We start from the raw sequence: 13620 nt of genomic DNA, 5'->3' as shown, positions 1-13620 counted from the left end.
GGTCAATGGGGGAAAGCACCACAGAGAAGGGGGCGGCCATGGGCTGGCACCGGGAGCTGCTGATCGGGTTCGACCTGGAGACGACGGGGACGGACCCGCTCGAGGCACGCATCGTCACCGGGGCGGTGATCGAGGTCAGGGCGGGCGAGGCGCTGGGCCGCAGGGAGTGGCTCGCCGACCCGGGAGTCGAGATCCCGGCGGACGCCGTGGCGGTGCACGGCATCTCGAACGAACGCGCCGCGGCGGACGGCCGGCCGGCCGCGGAGGTCGCCGACGCGATAGCGGCCGTGCTCGTGTCGTACTGGCAGTCGGGCGTCCCGGTCGTCGCCTACAACGCGACCTTCGACCTGACCCTGCTCTCCGCCGAGCTGAACCGACACGGCCTGGCGTCCCTGCGCGAACGGCTCGGCGGCGCGGAACCGGCCCCGGTCATCGATCCGTACACCATCGACCGCTCGGTGGACCGCTATCGAAAGGGCAAGCGGAACCTCGAAGCGGTCTGCACGGAGTACGGCGTGACGCTGGAGTCGGCCCACGACGCCACATCGGACGCCCTGGCCGCGGCCCGCCTGGCCACCGCCATAGCCGACCGCCACCCCAAGGTCGCCGCCTTCGGTCCTGCGGAGCTGCACCGCCGCCAGATCGAGTGGTATGCGGAGTGGGCGGCGGACTTCCAGAAGTTCCTCCGGAAGAAGGGCGAGGCGGACGCGGTGATCGACGGCGCATGGCCCCTGCGGGACGAGGTCAGCAGTCCAAGACCGTCCGGCGTCTGAGGACCGGGTCCACTGTCAGAACGGAAACCACCGCACACCCGAGTCCCCGTCACGCAGCGAGGCGACCCGGCGGCGGAACTCGGCCAGAGCCTTCGGATTGCCGGGGGCGTGCTGTGCGACCCACGCACAGCTGGCCGTCTCCCGGGCGCCCCGAAGCACCGCGCACCCGTCCCACTCCCGTACGTCCCATCCGTACTCCGCGACGAACCCGTCGTACGCATCGGCGGGCAAGCCGTACCGATCCCGCGAGAGCGCCATCACCACGAGGTCGTGCTCCCGCAGATCGGTGGAGAACGTCTCCAGGTCCGCCAACACGGGCCCGTCCGTGCCCACCAGGACATTGCGGGGCAGGGCGTCACCGTGAATGGGCCCAGGGGCAAGACGCGGCGAAAGCGCCGAGGCTGCCGCCTCGAACCCGTCCCTGCGCTCTCGCAGATAGTCCGCGTCCTCGACATCGATCGCGGCACCGGCGAGCCGCAGCCACCGCTCGACACCACCGAGGAGTTCACGACGCGGCAGTTCGAACGACGGCGCGGGCAGTGCGTGCACGAGGCGCAGCAACGCGGCGAGGTCCCGCGGTTCGGCGGCCCGCACGGCCGACGGCAGCCGCCGCCACACCGTCACCGGATGCCCGTCCACCAGGCGAGGCTCCGGCTCGGCCGCCCGCACCGCGGGCACCCCTGACTCCTCCAGCCACCGCGCGACCCGCAACTCCCGCCGCGCACGGTCGAGAAGCTCGGGCGCCGCACGCCCGACCTTGATCACCGAATCACCGCTGCCGAACACCGCGTTCTCGCCCAGCGCGAGCAGCTCCGTGTCCCGTTCGAGACCCGCCGCGCCCAGTACGTCCCGTGCCCGCGCCTCATCCACCGATTGCCTCCCGCACCATGTGCCCCGTTCGCGGACACAGTCTCCCATTCGCACAGGCCAAGCGGCTGCGAAGGCGGCCCGTACGGCCTGCGTAGCTGCTTGACGTATCAAGATCCCATCAGCACGATGACGGGGGCCGCCTGGGCGGCCAAACCCCGATGAGCCGCCCAAAGGAGCCGATTCCGTGACATTGGCGACCGCAACGAAGCGGTCAGCGAAAGGCGCGTCCGCCCGCAGAGGCGCGGACCACGGCGCCTGGTTCCTGGTGCTTCCCGCGCTGATCCCGATCCTGATCCTGAGCGTGGGCCCGCTCCTCTACGGCATCGCGCTCGCGTTCACCGACTCCCAGTCGGGCCGCACCGAGCCGACCCAGTGGGTCGGCGCCCTCAACTTCCAGGACCTGCTGCACGACACGCTGTTCTGGGACTCCTTCCGGATCGGCCTGCTCTGGGCGTTCGGCGTCACCGTGCCGCAGTTCTTCCTCGCGCTCGGCCTCGCCCTGCTGCTCAACCAGCCGTTGCGAATGCGCTGGCTGGCACGGGCGCTCGCGATCATCCCCTGGGCGATGCCCGAGGTGGTCGTCGGCATCATGTGGCGGCTCGTCTACCACCCGGACGCGGGCGTGCTGAACGAGACGCTCTCCAACCTGGGCCTCGGGGAGGGCAAGGACTGGCTGACCGGGACGGCCACCGCCCTCTTCGCCGTCATCGTCGTCGGCGTCTGGGCCGGTATGCCGCAGACCACCGTCGCGCTGCTCGCCGGGTTGCAGAACACCCCGCGCGAGTTGCACGAGGCGGCCGAGATGGACGGCGCGGGCGCCTGGCGCCGCTTCCGCACCGTCACCTGGCCCGCGATCAAACCGATCGCTCTCGCCATCACAGCGCTCAACTTCATCTGGAACTTCAATTCCTTCGCCCTGGTCTACGTCCTCACCCAGGGCGGCCCCGGCGGCCGCACCCGCCTGCCCATGCTCTTCGCCTACGAAGAGGCCTTCCGCTACGGCCAGTTCGGATACGCCGCGGCCATGGGCTGCGTGATGGTCGCGGTGATCTCCGTGATCCTCGCCTTCTACCTGGTCGGCCGTCTGAAGGGAGGCGACGAGTCATGACGCGTACGAAGAAGTCGACACGCGCCGCGCAGTACGTGGCCCTCGCCGCCTATCTCGTCTTCCTCGCCTTCCCGTTCCTCTGGCTGATCTCCACGGCTTTCAAACCCGCACGGGAACTGGGCAGTCTGCACCCCACCTGGATTCCCAAGGACCCGACCCTCGACAACTTCCGGCAGGCCTTCGACGAGCAGCCGTTGCTCCAGGCCGCGGGCAACTCCCTGATCGCGGCGCTCAGCGCGTCCCTGATCGCGGTCGTCATCGCGACCCCCATGGCGTACGTCATGGCGCGGCACCGCAATCGCATCTCGAAGGCGGCGACGGGCTGGGTGGTGATCAGCCAGGCGTTCCCCTTCGTCCTGATCATCATCCCGCTGTTCCTGATCCTGAAGAACCTGCACCTGATCAACTCACTGCTCGGCCTGATCATGGTCTACGTGGTGTGGTCGCTGCCCTTCGCGCTGTGGATGCTCGTCGGGTACGTCCGCGCCGTGCCCACCGAACTGGAGGAGGCGGCCTCGGTCGACGGCGCGAGCAAGGTGCGTACGTTCGTCTCGGTCGTCGCGCCCCTGCTCGCCCCCGGCATCGTCGCCACGGCGATGTTCGCCTTCATCACCGCATGGAACGAGTTCTTCTTCGCGCTCGTCCTGCTCAAGACCCCGGAGAAGCAGACCTTGCCGGTCATCCTCAACCGCTTCATCGGCACCGAGGGCGTCGCGGACCTCGGGCCGCTCGCCGCGGCGGCGTTCCTCGCGACCATCCCCTCGCTCGTCATCTTCGCCATCATCCAGAAGCGGATCACGGGCGGCATGTTGGCCGGGGCGGTGAAGGCCTGATGCGCGCAGCACCACGCTTCGTGACCGCGGCCACCGCCGTCACCGCCGTCACGACCGCTCTCGCCCTGCTGCTCAGTGGTTGCAGCGGCGACTCGGGTGACGATGGCGGCAAGATCACCCTCCAATTCCAGTCCCTGGCCTGGCAGAAGGAGTCCGTCGACGCCAACAAGGCGCTCGTCAAGGAGTGGAACGCCACCCACCCCGACGTCAAAGTCGAGTACGTACAAGGGAGTTGGGACAGCGTCCACGACCAGCTGCTCACCTCCTTCGAGGGCGGCGAGGCGCCGGACATCATCCACGACGCATCGGACGACCTCGCCGACTTCGCGTACGGCGGATATCTCGCCGACATCGGCGACCTGCTCCCCGAGCGGCTCAAGTCCGACATCCCGAAGCGCAGTTGGGAGACGACGACCTTCGGGGGCAAGGTCTACGGAGTTCCCTTCCTCCAGGAGCCGCGCGTCCTGATCGCCAACGCGAAGTGGCTGAAGAAGTCGGGCGTCCGGATCCCCACGCCCGAGAAGCCGTGGAGCTGGCAGGAGTTCCGGTCGGTCACCAAGGAACTCGGCGACGGCAAGGACGGGAAGTACGGGGTGGCCTGGCCGCTCAAGGAGCCGGTGTCCGCGACGCTCAACCTCTCGCTCTCGACCGGCGGAAAGATGTTCCATCGGGGAGCGGACGGCAAGGTCGACGTCCGCTTTGACCAGGCCGACGAGATCATGCCGCGCACGGTCCACGACCAGGTGGCCAACGACAAGAGCGCGTCCAGCACGACCCTGGGCATGGGCGGCTCCGACACCCTGCCGGGCTTCTTCGGCGGCAAGTACGCGATGGTCCCGCTCGGCTTCTCCTACCGCCAGCAGATCGTCCAGCAGGCGCCCAAGGGCTTCGACTGGCAGGTCCTTCCCGCGCCCGCCGGGTCGGAGGGGCTCGCACAGGGCGTCAGCCCGCAGACCCTGTCCGTCTCCGAGGACAGCCCGCACAAGAAGGAGGCGGCCGAGTTCATCGACTTCTTCTTGCAGCCGGACAACATGGTGAAGCTGGCGCGCGGCGACTGGATGCTGCCTACTGGCGCGGAGGCCCTGAAGAATCCCGCCCTGCGGACGGAGAAGGACGACTGGGCGGCGGGGACGGCCCTTGCCGAGCATCTGCGTCCGGCGCCCGCGCAGTCCGTGCGGGGCTATCCGGAGTGGAAGGACAAGGTCGCCACCCCGGCGCTCCAGGAGTACTACAGCGGGGCGATCGGGCTCGGTGAGCTTCGCAAACGCCTCGTCAAGGACGGGAATCTGGTGCTTGCGAGGTATCAACGCTAGGCCGCCGCCGCTGCCGGGGGTTCAGTGGCGGGCCCCGTTCCCCTGCCCCGCTCGCACGAGCCCCGTCTCGTACGCGACGATGACCGCCTGCGCGCGGTCCCGGACGCCCAGCTTGGTGAAGATGCCGGTGGCGTGGTTCTTCACGGTCTGGACGCCGATCTCCATCCGCTGTGCGATCTCGGTGTTGTCGAGGCCCGCGGCGATCAGACGGAGCACGTCGACCTCACGCGGGGTGAGTCCGGCGAGGTCCGCCGTCGGCGGGTGCGAGGCCGGAGCCGGGGTCACGAACGTGGCGAGGAGCCTGGTGAGCAGCCGCGGAGCGACGACGGACTCGCCGCGGTGGACGGTGCGCAGCGCGGCCACCAGCTCCTCGGGGGAGACGTCCTTGGGCAGAAAACCCGAGGCCCCCGCCCGCAGGGCACCGACCACGTGCTCGTCCATGTCGAAGGTGCTGAGCGCGAGGACCCGGCACCGGGGCAGCTCGGCGGTCAGGCGCTCGGTGGCCTTGACCCCGTCGAGCACGGGCATCCGGATGTCCATCAGGACTACATCGGGGCGCAGTTCATGCGCCGCCGCGACGGCCTGCTCGCCGTCGCCCACCTCGCCGACGACCTCGACCGCGGGGTCCGAGAGCAGGATCAGCGACAGGCCCCGGCGCACCAGCGGCTGATCGTCCGCGATGAGCACGGTGATCCGCTCGGGCTCGCTGTTCCGCTCGGGCTCGTTCTCGGGCTCGGTGGGTGAGGTCATCTGGTCCCGTCCTTCTCGTACGTGTCTACGGGCAGCGGCACGCTCGCGGTCACCTGGAACCCGCCTTCCGCACGGCTGCCGACGTGCAGGGAACCGTCGTGCAGAGCGATACGTTCCCGCATACCCAGCAGACCGTATCCGCCGCCCTCGGCGGGTGCCTTGCCGTCACCGGCACCGTCGTCGGCCACTTCGACGGTGACGCGGTCCGGTAGATAGGCCAGCCGCACCGTGGCGCGGGCGGGGCCCGCGTGCTTGCGGGCATTGGTCAACGCCTCCTGCACGATGCGGTAAAGGGTGAGGCCGACGGTCATCGGCAGCGGGCGTGGCCGCCCGGTGACGTGGAGTTCGGCAGGCAGGCCGGCGGCGGTCGAATCGGCGACGAGCCGCTCGATGCCGTCCACTCCGGGCTGCGGCTCCGACGGCGTCTCCTCCAACGTGTCGGTGCTGCGCAGGACCCCGAGGAGCTGCCGCATCTCGTGCAGCGCGGTGCGGCCGGACTCCTCCAGGGTCACGAGCGCCTCGCGGGCCGTCTCGGGATCGCGGTCCAGGGTCGCCCTGGCCCCGCCGGACATCAGGTACATGGTGGTGATGTGGTGGGCCACGATGTCGTGGAGCTCCCGCGCGATGCGGCGCCGCTCCTCGGTCACCGCATGGTCGGCGAGGAGCTTCCGGTTGATGTCCAGCTGCCGCTGCCACTGCCGCACGGCCAGACCCACGGCGACGATGAGGCAGGGCGTGAGCAGAACGTCGGTGAGGCCCATCCCCAGGAAGGGCACATCGTTGTGCACGTACCGCACGAGCTGCACGGGCGCCGTGGCCACGACACCCAGCGCCACGGCACGCCGCCCGCTGTACCTGGCCACGGTGTAGAGCGCCACCGCGACGGCGCCGCCGTAACTGTTGGACATCGGCGAGCCCGGGTTGACGACAAGGCCCAGGTTGACGGCCGTCTGCACGGCGAGGACCGCGCCGAGCACCGGCACGGGGTGATGGCGCCTGAAGAGCAGCGGGAGCACGGAGACGGCGACCAGCAGGACACCGAGCACGGTGACGGGCGCCCCCGGGCCCTCCTCGCCCGGCGCGAGGTACGCCAGCACGTCGAGCCCCACCGCGACGAGGGCGACCGTCACATCACCCGGCGTCGGCCGCGCTCCGCCCGTGGGCGGTACCGGAGGGAAGAAGTCGCGTCCCATCCGGGCGCCTCCAAAATCGAGCAGATCGAGCAGATCGAGCAGATCGAGCGTCTTTCCTGCCCCATTACATCCCGGCCCGCCGGGCCATGAATGCCCGCAGGGGCGGTTTTCCCACCCCGTACTGGAGTACTGCCCGCGGTGAAGTACCGGACCAGGGTCAGGGGTGCGTCCCCTTCCGGCGGCCGACGCTCTCAAGGGGCTTCGCGTGATGACCTATTGGCATGATCCGCAAGCTGACCTCTTTCTCCACCCGGCATCGATGGCTGACCATCGTCGTCTGGACCATCCTCGGAGCGGCACTGTCGTTCGTGGGGAAAGCGATGATGTACGACGTCACCGACTCCCAGGCCGGGGATTTCCTGCCCAAGAAATACGACTCAGCGGTGGCGCTGCGTATAGCCGAGGACGAATTCGGCACCAAGCCCGACCCCAACGCCCTGACCGTGCTCGTCGCCAGGGACGACGGCGGCCGGCTCACGGCGGGCGACCAGCGGCGGATCACCGCCACGGCGGACGGCCTCGGCCGGGAGCGGATCGTCGCGCCGAAACCCGAACAGCTCATGAAGGACCACTCCCAGACCCCGCGGGTATCGCCGGGCGCCGTAGCCCCGGACAAGAGTTTCCGGCTCCTGACCGTGTCGCTCGACGGAAATCCCAACGACCCCGGTCTGCAGGACGTCTACAAGGAATTCCGCGACACAGCGAAGGATGAATTCACCGCCGCCGACCTACGTGTGGGATTCACCGGCGGAATAGCCTCCACGGTGGACAACGCGGAGGCCGAGGAGACCACGGGGAAAGTCGTCGGCAGCCTGACGATGGGCCTCATCGTCCTGCTGAACGTGCTGGTGTTCCGCAGCCTGGCGGCAGCGTTCGTGCCGCTGATCGCGGTGGCGCTGATCGGAGGTGTCGCCTCCGGAGCGGTGGTCGGTGCGGCGAAGCTCTTCGGTATCACCCTCGACCCGTCCACTCCCTCGCTGATCGGTGTCGTACTCCTGGGCATCGGCATCGACTACTTCCTCTTCCTGATGTTCCGGTTCAGAGAGCAGCTGCGTAACCATCCCGAGCAGAACGCCCGGACGGCCGCGGCCGAGACGACCGGGCGGGTGGGCAGCGCGATCACGTCCGCGGCGCTGACGATCGTGGCGGCCTTCGCGACCCTCGGCCTCGCGAGCTTCGGGCAGTTCCGGGTCCTCGGCCCCGCGATCGCGATCTCCGTACTCGTGATGCTCCTCGCCAGCCTCACGCTGATGCCCGCCCTGCTGGCCCTGCTCGGCTGCGGCATGTTCTGGCCCGCGCGTGCCTGGAAGAAGGAGCGCACCGACGGGATCAGCGCACGCCTGGGGCACGCGGTGAGCGCCCGGCCCGTGCGGTACGCCCTCGGCAGCCTGGTTCTGCTCGGCGCCCTGGGCGCGGGCGCGATCGGCATGAAGATGAGTTACGACCAGCAGGGCCTGCCCGAGACGGCCGCGGTCAGGACGGCCGAGCAGATCTCCCGCAGCCTGCCCGCCGGTGTGTCCGACCCGCACAGCGTGTACGTACGGAGCACGAACGGCACTGACATCAAGGCGAGTTCACTCACCGGGATGACCCACGGCCTCGGCAAGGCGGAGGGCGTCGGGAAGGTGGGCGAGCCAGTGCTCAGCAAGGACCGCAAGGCCGCGCGGGTCGATCTGTTCCTGAGCGTCAAGTCCGATACGCAGAAGGCGCGCGACTTGGTCGCCGGGCCCGTCAGGGACACGGCGGCGCGCACCGCCCCGCAGGGCACCGAGGCGTATGTCACGGGAACGGCCGCCGTCTTCGCCGACATCTCGACGGCCGTGGAGAAGGACCTGCGCCTGGTGTTCCCGGTGGCGGCCCTGCTGATCGCGGTGATCCTCTTCCTGCTGCTTCGCTCCCTGCTGGCGCCGGTCGTGCTGCTGATCGCCGTGGGGCTCGGGTTCGTGGCCACCCTCGGCGCGAGCACGCTGGTCTTCCAGCACGGCCTCGACAGGACCGGGGTCTCGTTCACGCTGCCCCTGGTGCTCTTCCTCTTCGTCGTCGCCCTCGGCACCGACTACAACATCCTGATCACCGACCGGATCAGGGAGGAGATGGAGAAGCCTGTCCCCGCCAGGCACGCGGTGGCCGAGGCGGTGCGGCACACCGCGCCGGCCGTCGCCACGGCCGGGATCGTGCTCGCGGGGTCGTTCGCCAGCCTGGCCGCGAGCCCCGCGACCCAGGAGATCGGCTTCGCCACCGGCCTCGGGATCATCCTGTCCTCGCTCGTGCTCTCCCTCGTGCTCGTGCCCGCCCTTGCCGCGATCCTCGGCCGCGGGCTGTGGTGGCCGCGCAGGTCGAGCCGGACGCGGGGCCGCCACCACACGCCGGACGGGCCGTCGGCCCCCGAGCGGCACCAGCCGTACGCGGCTGATCCGGCGTACGCCGAACACCGGCTGACCCGCTGACCCGCTGACCAGGTGACCCGGTGACCGATGCCCCCGCGTACGCATCTGTACGCGGGGGCATCGTCTGTCACGTGGGCGGGAGTCGCCGCCGGTAGGTAGGCGGGGCCGCTCCTGTCACACCGCCACCGACTCCTCCATCTCCTCCTCCATCTCCTCCTCCTGCACCTGCTCCTGCTCCTCCCGAGTGGCGGCAGGCGCGGCCGTGGCCACCGCCCCGCTGCTCCTCTCGCGCCGCTCCCACAGCGCCGCGACCCCGGTGAGCACCACGCCGACGAGCAGCCAGGCCCCCAGCGTCCACACATGCGACGCGAGGCCGTGACCGCCGAAGTAGAGGTGGCTGCGAATGCCCTCGACGAATCCGGCGCCGTTCCAGAAGGCGTGCAGCGAGCCGAAGAAGCCGTTCTGCAGCTCCGGGCGGAACAAGCCGCCGGACGACGTGAAGTTGAGCATCACGAAGAGGACCATCATCGCCAGCGTCGTCCAGCGCTTCAGGAACGTATGCAGTCCGACGCCGATGAAGAGGATGCCGGCCGCGTACAGCCAGGCCATCGCCCATACGCCCCACAGGCCTTGATGCACCAGGTGGAAGACGGGCCCGGCGAGCGCGGCGCCGATCAGACTGACGGCGAACGAGACACCGACGACAAGACCCGCGCGAGCCCGCATCCGCATCCCGGCCCCCGCCGCGCCGAGCACCGCGACGGACGCGTACGAGCCGATGCTCACCGCGACGAGGAGGAAGAACAGGCCCTGCCCCGTGGGGTCGTCGCTGACCGTCGGCGTGACGTCGGTGACCTTCAGGGGCGCGCCCTGCCCGGCCGCGACCGGCGTGAAGATCTTCTCGACCGCCATGGCGCTCATGTCGGAGCCCGCGGTGGCCACGATCACCTCGGGCGTCTTGGCGTCGGGGAGGTAGGCCCCGGATATGTCCATCGACTTGAGCTCGTCGACCGCCTGCGCGCGTGAGCCGACGGTGCGTACGTCGAGGGCGTCGCCCGCCTTGTCCTTGATGGTCTGCGCGAGGGCCTGCGTCTGCTCGCCCGAGCCGACGACGGCGATCGGCATGTCGTGCGGCTCCGGCGTGACGAACGCGCCCAGGTAGGCGAGGCCCATGCCCAGGCACATCAGCAGGGGCGTCACCAGGTGGAGGAGGACGTGGCGGAGCGGGCCACCCGGCCCGGGGGCGGGTGCCGGGCCGGCAGATGCCTTGTGGGCGGGCGCCGAGGTGGCGGTCATCGGAGGGCCTCTCGCGGTAGTCGATGTCGATAGTTGGCTTATACACTCAATCTCGGTGTTGTACTCTACAACCATTCGTGGAGAGGGAGAAATCGTGGCCGACCGAGACGGGTCCATCGAGATCATTCAGCGGGAGATGACGGCGTTCGCCCGACGGGCCCGCGCCACCGCCGCGCGGATGCACCCGGAGCTTTCGCTCGTGTCGTACACGCTGCTCAGTCACCTGGAGTACCAGGGCGGCTGCCGGGCCACGGACCTGGCGGCGCACTACACGCTGGACAAGTCCACGATCAGCAGGCAGGTGGGCGCGCTGGAGAAGGCGGGCCTTGTGGAGCGTCGCCTCGACCCGGCCGATCACCGGGTGCATGTGCTGCACCTCACCGACCGGGGCGTGGAGGTGCTCGAGCAGGTCACCGACGCGCGGCGGGTCGCGTTCCAGGAGCGGCTCACGGGGTGGAGCGGACCGGACCTGGAGAAGTTCGCCGAGTGCCTGCTGCGCTACAACGACGCCGCCTCGCGCGATGGCCTGGATCTGGACCCGGGGTTCGAGCAAAGAGCCTGAGGCGGACGGCTAGCCCTGACGAAGGGGGAAGCGTGGCCGTGAAAAGGTTGCACGAGACGTCTCGTCTCGTTTAAGGTTCCGGCATGACCACACGACAGCGTGCCCATATCGCCATGTTCTCCATCGCAGCCCACGGGCACGTCAACCCGAGCCTCGAAGTGATCCGCGAGCTCGTCGCCCGTGGCCACCGCGTCACCTACGCGATCCCGCAGCTCTTCGCCGAGAAGGTCGCCGAGACCGGAGCCGAGCCGGTCCCCTTCACGACGACGCTGCCGGGCCCGGACGACGACCCCGAGGCCTGGGGGACCGAACTGATCGACAACATCGAGCCGTTCCTCACCGAGGGCATCGAGACGCTGCCCCAGCTGGCGGCGGCGTACGAAGGTGATGAGCCGGACCTCGTCCTGTACGACATCACCTCATACCTCGCACGCGTCCTCGCCCGCCGCTGGGGCGTGCCCGAGATCTCGCTCTCGCCGAACCTGGTGGCCTGGGACGGGTACGAGGAGGAGGTCGCCGAGCCCATGTTCGCCGAGCTGAAGGCGTCCGAGCGCGGTCAGGCCTACTATGCGCGCTTCCATGCCTGGCTCGAGGAGAACGGGGTCACCCAGCACCCCGATCCCTTCATGGGCCGCCCGCCCCGCTCGCTCGTCCTGATCCCCAAGGCGTTCCAGCCGAACGCCGACCGGGTCGACGAGACGGTGCACACATTCGTCGGCGCCTGTCAGGGCGACCGTGCGGCACAGGGGGACTGGCAGCGTCCTGCCGACGCGGAGAAGGTGCTCCTCGTCTCGCTCGGCTCGTCGTTCACCAAGCAGCCCGGCTTCTACCGGGAGTGCATCAAGGCGTTCGGGGATCTGCCGGGCTGGCATGTGGTGCTTCAGGTCGGCAAGCACGTCGAGGCGGGTGAACTGGGCGACATCCCCGGGAACGTGGAGGTCCACCAGTGGGTGCCGCAGCTCGCGGTCCTCAAGCAGGCCGACGCCTTCATCACGCACGCCGGTGCGGGCGGCAGCCAGGAGGGTCTCGCCACCGGGACGCCGATGGTCGCGGTGCCGCAGGCCGTCGACCAGTTCGGCAACGCGGACATGCTCCAGGGGATCGGGGTGGCCCGGCACGTCCCGATGGAGGAGGCCACGGCGCGGACGCTGCGGGAGGCGGTTCTCGGCCTGGTCGGTGACCCGGAGGTGGCGCGCCGCCTTGCCGAGGTGCGGGCCGGTATGGCGGGGGAGGGCGGCACGAAGATGGCCGCTGACCTGATCGAGGAGGAGCTCGCGAAGGCGGCGGGGCGGGCCGGGGCGTGACGCTCCGTGATGCGGTTCCGGTAACGCCCCGTGATGCGTTTCGGTAACGCCCCGGTCATTCGGTAACGCTCAGGTAACGCAGGGGGGTTCTGGCATGGCTATCGACTCGCCCTGAAAGGTTGACCGTTACCCCCGGTCAAAGGTTGCACAGTCAGGTTCTTGTTCCTTGAACCAATCCCTTCTTAGCGTGAGGTGAACGTTCCGCGAACGCCAGGAAGTTGACCCATGCGACGAGACATACCGCCCCTCGACGAGGTGCGCCGCATCACCCAGAAGAAGCGCGATGCGTGGTGGACCGTGATCCTTGTCGACCCGGTCGCCACGCCGCTCGTGCGCTGGACGGCGATGCGGACCCGCATCACGCCCAACCAGATCACCGTGGGCGCCTTCTTGCTGGGGCTCGTCTCCGCGGCATTCTTCGCGCTCGGCGACTGGCAGTGGCTGGTCGCCGGCGCCGTCGTCTACCACCTCAGCTTCATCCTCGACTGTATGGACGGCAAGGTCGCCCGCCTCACCGGCACCGGTTCGGTGTTCGGCGCGTGGCTGGACTTCGTCTTCGACCGGATTCGCGTGATGGCGTGTGCGGTGGCCCTCATGGGCGGCCAGTTCCAGCGCACGGGGAACGAGTTCTACATCTGGGCCGCGGTCGCCGTGGTCGGCCTCGACACGCTGCGGTACATCAACTCCCTTGAGATCTTCAAGATCCGGCACTCCATGCGGAAGCAGATCAAGGTGCGGATGAGGGCCGCCCGGCGGGCCGAGAACGAGGCCGAGCTCGCCTTCATGGAGGACCTGCTGCGGGACAACCCCGAGGCCGACATCGAGCAGGACATGCAGAAGACGCGGTCCGAGGCCGGGGTCCCTGAAGCCCCCGAGGCGCCGGACGCCGTCCCTGCCGCCAAGCGGCAGGTGATCGACCTGCACCAGGAGTTCCGCCACAAGTTCCCCGCGTACCTGCGGGCGCGGTCCTTCCTGCTGCGGCATCGGATCCGTACGCACCTGGTGAGCGGCATCGAATTCCAGATGGGCGTCTTCATGGTCGGCCCGCTGTTCGACGTGGTGCTGCCCGCGACGGTCGTCTCCGGGGCGCTGCTCCTTGTCTTCGAGCTGGCCATCATCTACAAGCTGCTGCTGTCCACGCGGGACTTCACCCGGACGATCGACTCGTTCGAGGAGCGGAAGCTGATGGCTGCGGCATAGAAGGCCGGCGGCGCCGACCGATGAGTTTCTC

12 protein-coding genes are annotated in these 13620 nt (G+C 69.3%); 8 read left to right on the top strand and 4 right to left on the bottom strand.

Features of this window, described 5'->3' with window-relative positions; all coding sequences use genetic code 11:
- The first annotated feature begins 38 nt into the window (after positions 1 to 38).
- A complete protein-coding gene (locus ACGFSB_RS07405; RefSeq protein WP_393395826.1) occupies positions 39 to 773 on the top strand; it encodes a 3'-5' exonuclease in 735 nt (244 codons plus the stop codon).
- A 15-nt stretch (positions 774 to 788) separates the two neighbouring features.
- Here the strand turns inward: ACGFSB_RS07405 and ACGFSB_RS07400 are convergent, their stop codons facing one another.
- A complete protein-coding gene (locus tag ACGFSB_RS07400) occupies positions 789 to 1643 on the bottom strand; it encodes a phosphotransferase enzyme family protein (RefSeq protein WP_393395434.1) in 855 nt (284 codons plus the stop codon).
- 184 nt (positions 1644 to 1827) lie between these two features.
- On the opposite strand from ACGFSB_RS07400, the gene ACGFSB_RS07395 reads away from it, so the two are divergent.
- The 3 genes from ACGFSB_RS07395 to ACGFSB_RS07385 are packed head-to-tail and all read left to right on the top strand — an operon-like array spanning position 1828 to position 4897.
- On the top strand, positions 1828 to 2751 hold the full coding sequence (locus ACGFSB_RS07395; RefSeq protein ID WP_393395431.1) for a carbohydrate ABC transporter permease: 924 nt from the start codon (positions 1828 to 1830) through the stop codon (positions 2749 to 2751).
- The gene (locus tag ACGFSB_RS07390) at positions 2748 to 3584 is read left to right on the top strand and encodes a carbohydrate ABC transporter permease (RefSeq protein WP_393395429.1); all 837 of its coding nucleotides are present in this window, start codon (positions 2748 to 2750) and stop codon (positions 3582 to 3584) included. The genes ACGFSB_RS07395 and ACGFSB_RS07390 overlap by 4 nt, the downstream gene beginning before the upstream one ends.
- Complete coding sequence (locus ACGFSB_RS07385; RefSeq protein WP_393395426.1) at positions 3584 to 4897, top strand: ABC transporter substrate-binding protein; 1314 nt, start codon at positions 3584 to 3586, stop codon at positions 4895 to 4897. The genes ACGFSB_RS07390 and ACGFSB_RS07385 overlap by 1 nt, the downstream gene beginning before the upstream one ends.
- 21 nt (positions 4898 to 4918) lie before the next feature.
- On the opposite strand, the gene ACGFSB_RS07380 is transcribed toward ACGFSB_RS07385, so the two are convergent.
- Both ACGFSB_RS07380 and ACGFSB_RS07375 read right to left on the bottom strand, forming a co-directional pair.
- Positions 4919 to 5647 (bottom strand): response regulator, encoded by a 729-nt coding sequence (locus ACGFSB_RS07380; protein WP_393395423.1) that lies wholly within the window; start codon positions 5645 to 5647, stop codon positions 4919 to 4921.
- Positions 5644 to 6840 (bottom strand): sensor histidine kinase, encoded by a 1197-nt coding sequence (locus tag ACGFSB_RS07375; RefSeq protein WP_393395420.1) that lies wholly within the window; start codon positions 6838 to 6840, stop codon positions 5644 to 5646. Before ACGFSB_RS07375 ends, ACGFSB_RS07380 begins: the two co-directional genes overlap by 4 nt.
- A 221-nt stretch (positions 6841 to 7061) precedes the next feature.
- Here ACGFSB_RS07375 and ACGFSB_RS07370 point away from each other — a divergent pair, with 221 nt between their 5' ends.
- Positions 7062 to 9287, top strand: coding sequence for an MMPL family transporter (locus ACGFSB_RS07370; protein ID WP_393395417.1), 2226 nt, complete (start codon positions 7062 to 7064; stop codon positions 9285 to 9287).
- Between the two features lie 114 nt (positions 9288 to 9401).
- On the opposite strand, the gene ACGFSB_RS07365 is transcribed toward ACGFSB_RS07370, so the two are convergent.
- Positions 9402 to 10523: a hypothetical protein gene (locus ACGFSB_RS07365; protein ID WP_393395415.1), complete on the bottom strand. Its 1122-nt coding sequence runs from the start codon at positions 10521 to 10523 to the stop codon at positions 9402 to 9404.
- A gap of 94 nt (positions 10524 to 10617) precedes the next feature.
- On the opposite strand from ACGFSB_RS07365, the gene ACGFSB_RS07360 reads away from it, so the two are divergent.
- The 3 genes from ACGFSB_RS07360 to ACGFSB_RS07350 all read left to right on the top strand — a co-directional run bounded on the left by ACGFSB_RS07360 (position 10618) and on the right by ACGFSB_RS07350 (position 13589).
- Positions 10618 to 11085 (top strand): MarR family winged helix-turn-helix transcriptional regulator, encoded by a 468-nt coding sequence (locus tag ACGFSB_RS07360; protein WP_393395410.1) that lies wholly within the window; start codon positions 10618 to 10620, stop codon positions 11083 to 11085.
- A gap of 83 nt (positions 11086 to 11168) precedes the next feature.
- Positions 11169 to 12389, top strand: a complete 1221-nt coding sequence (gene mgt / locus ACGFSB_RS07355) for a macrolide-inactivating glycosyltransferase (protein ID WP_393395407.1) — start codon at positions 11169 to 11171, stop codon at positions 12387 to 12389.
- 225 nt (positions 12390 to 12614) lie between these two features.
- Positions 12615 to 13589, top strand: a complete 975-nt coding sequence (locus tag ACGFSB_RS07350; protein ID WP_393395405.1) for a CDP-alcohol phosphatidyltransferase family protein — start codon at positions 12615 to 12617, stop codon at positions 13587 to 13589.
- Positions 13590 to 13620 lie beyond the last annotated feature (31 nt).

It is taken from the genome of Streptomyces sp. NPDC048441, assembly GCF_043200235.1.
GTDB lineage: Bacteria > Actinomycetota > Actinomycetes > Streptomycetales > Streptomycetaceae > Streptomyces.
This window is presented reverse-complemented; position numbering and strand designations above follow the sequence as displayed.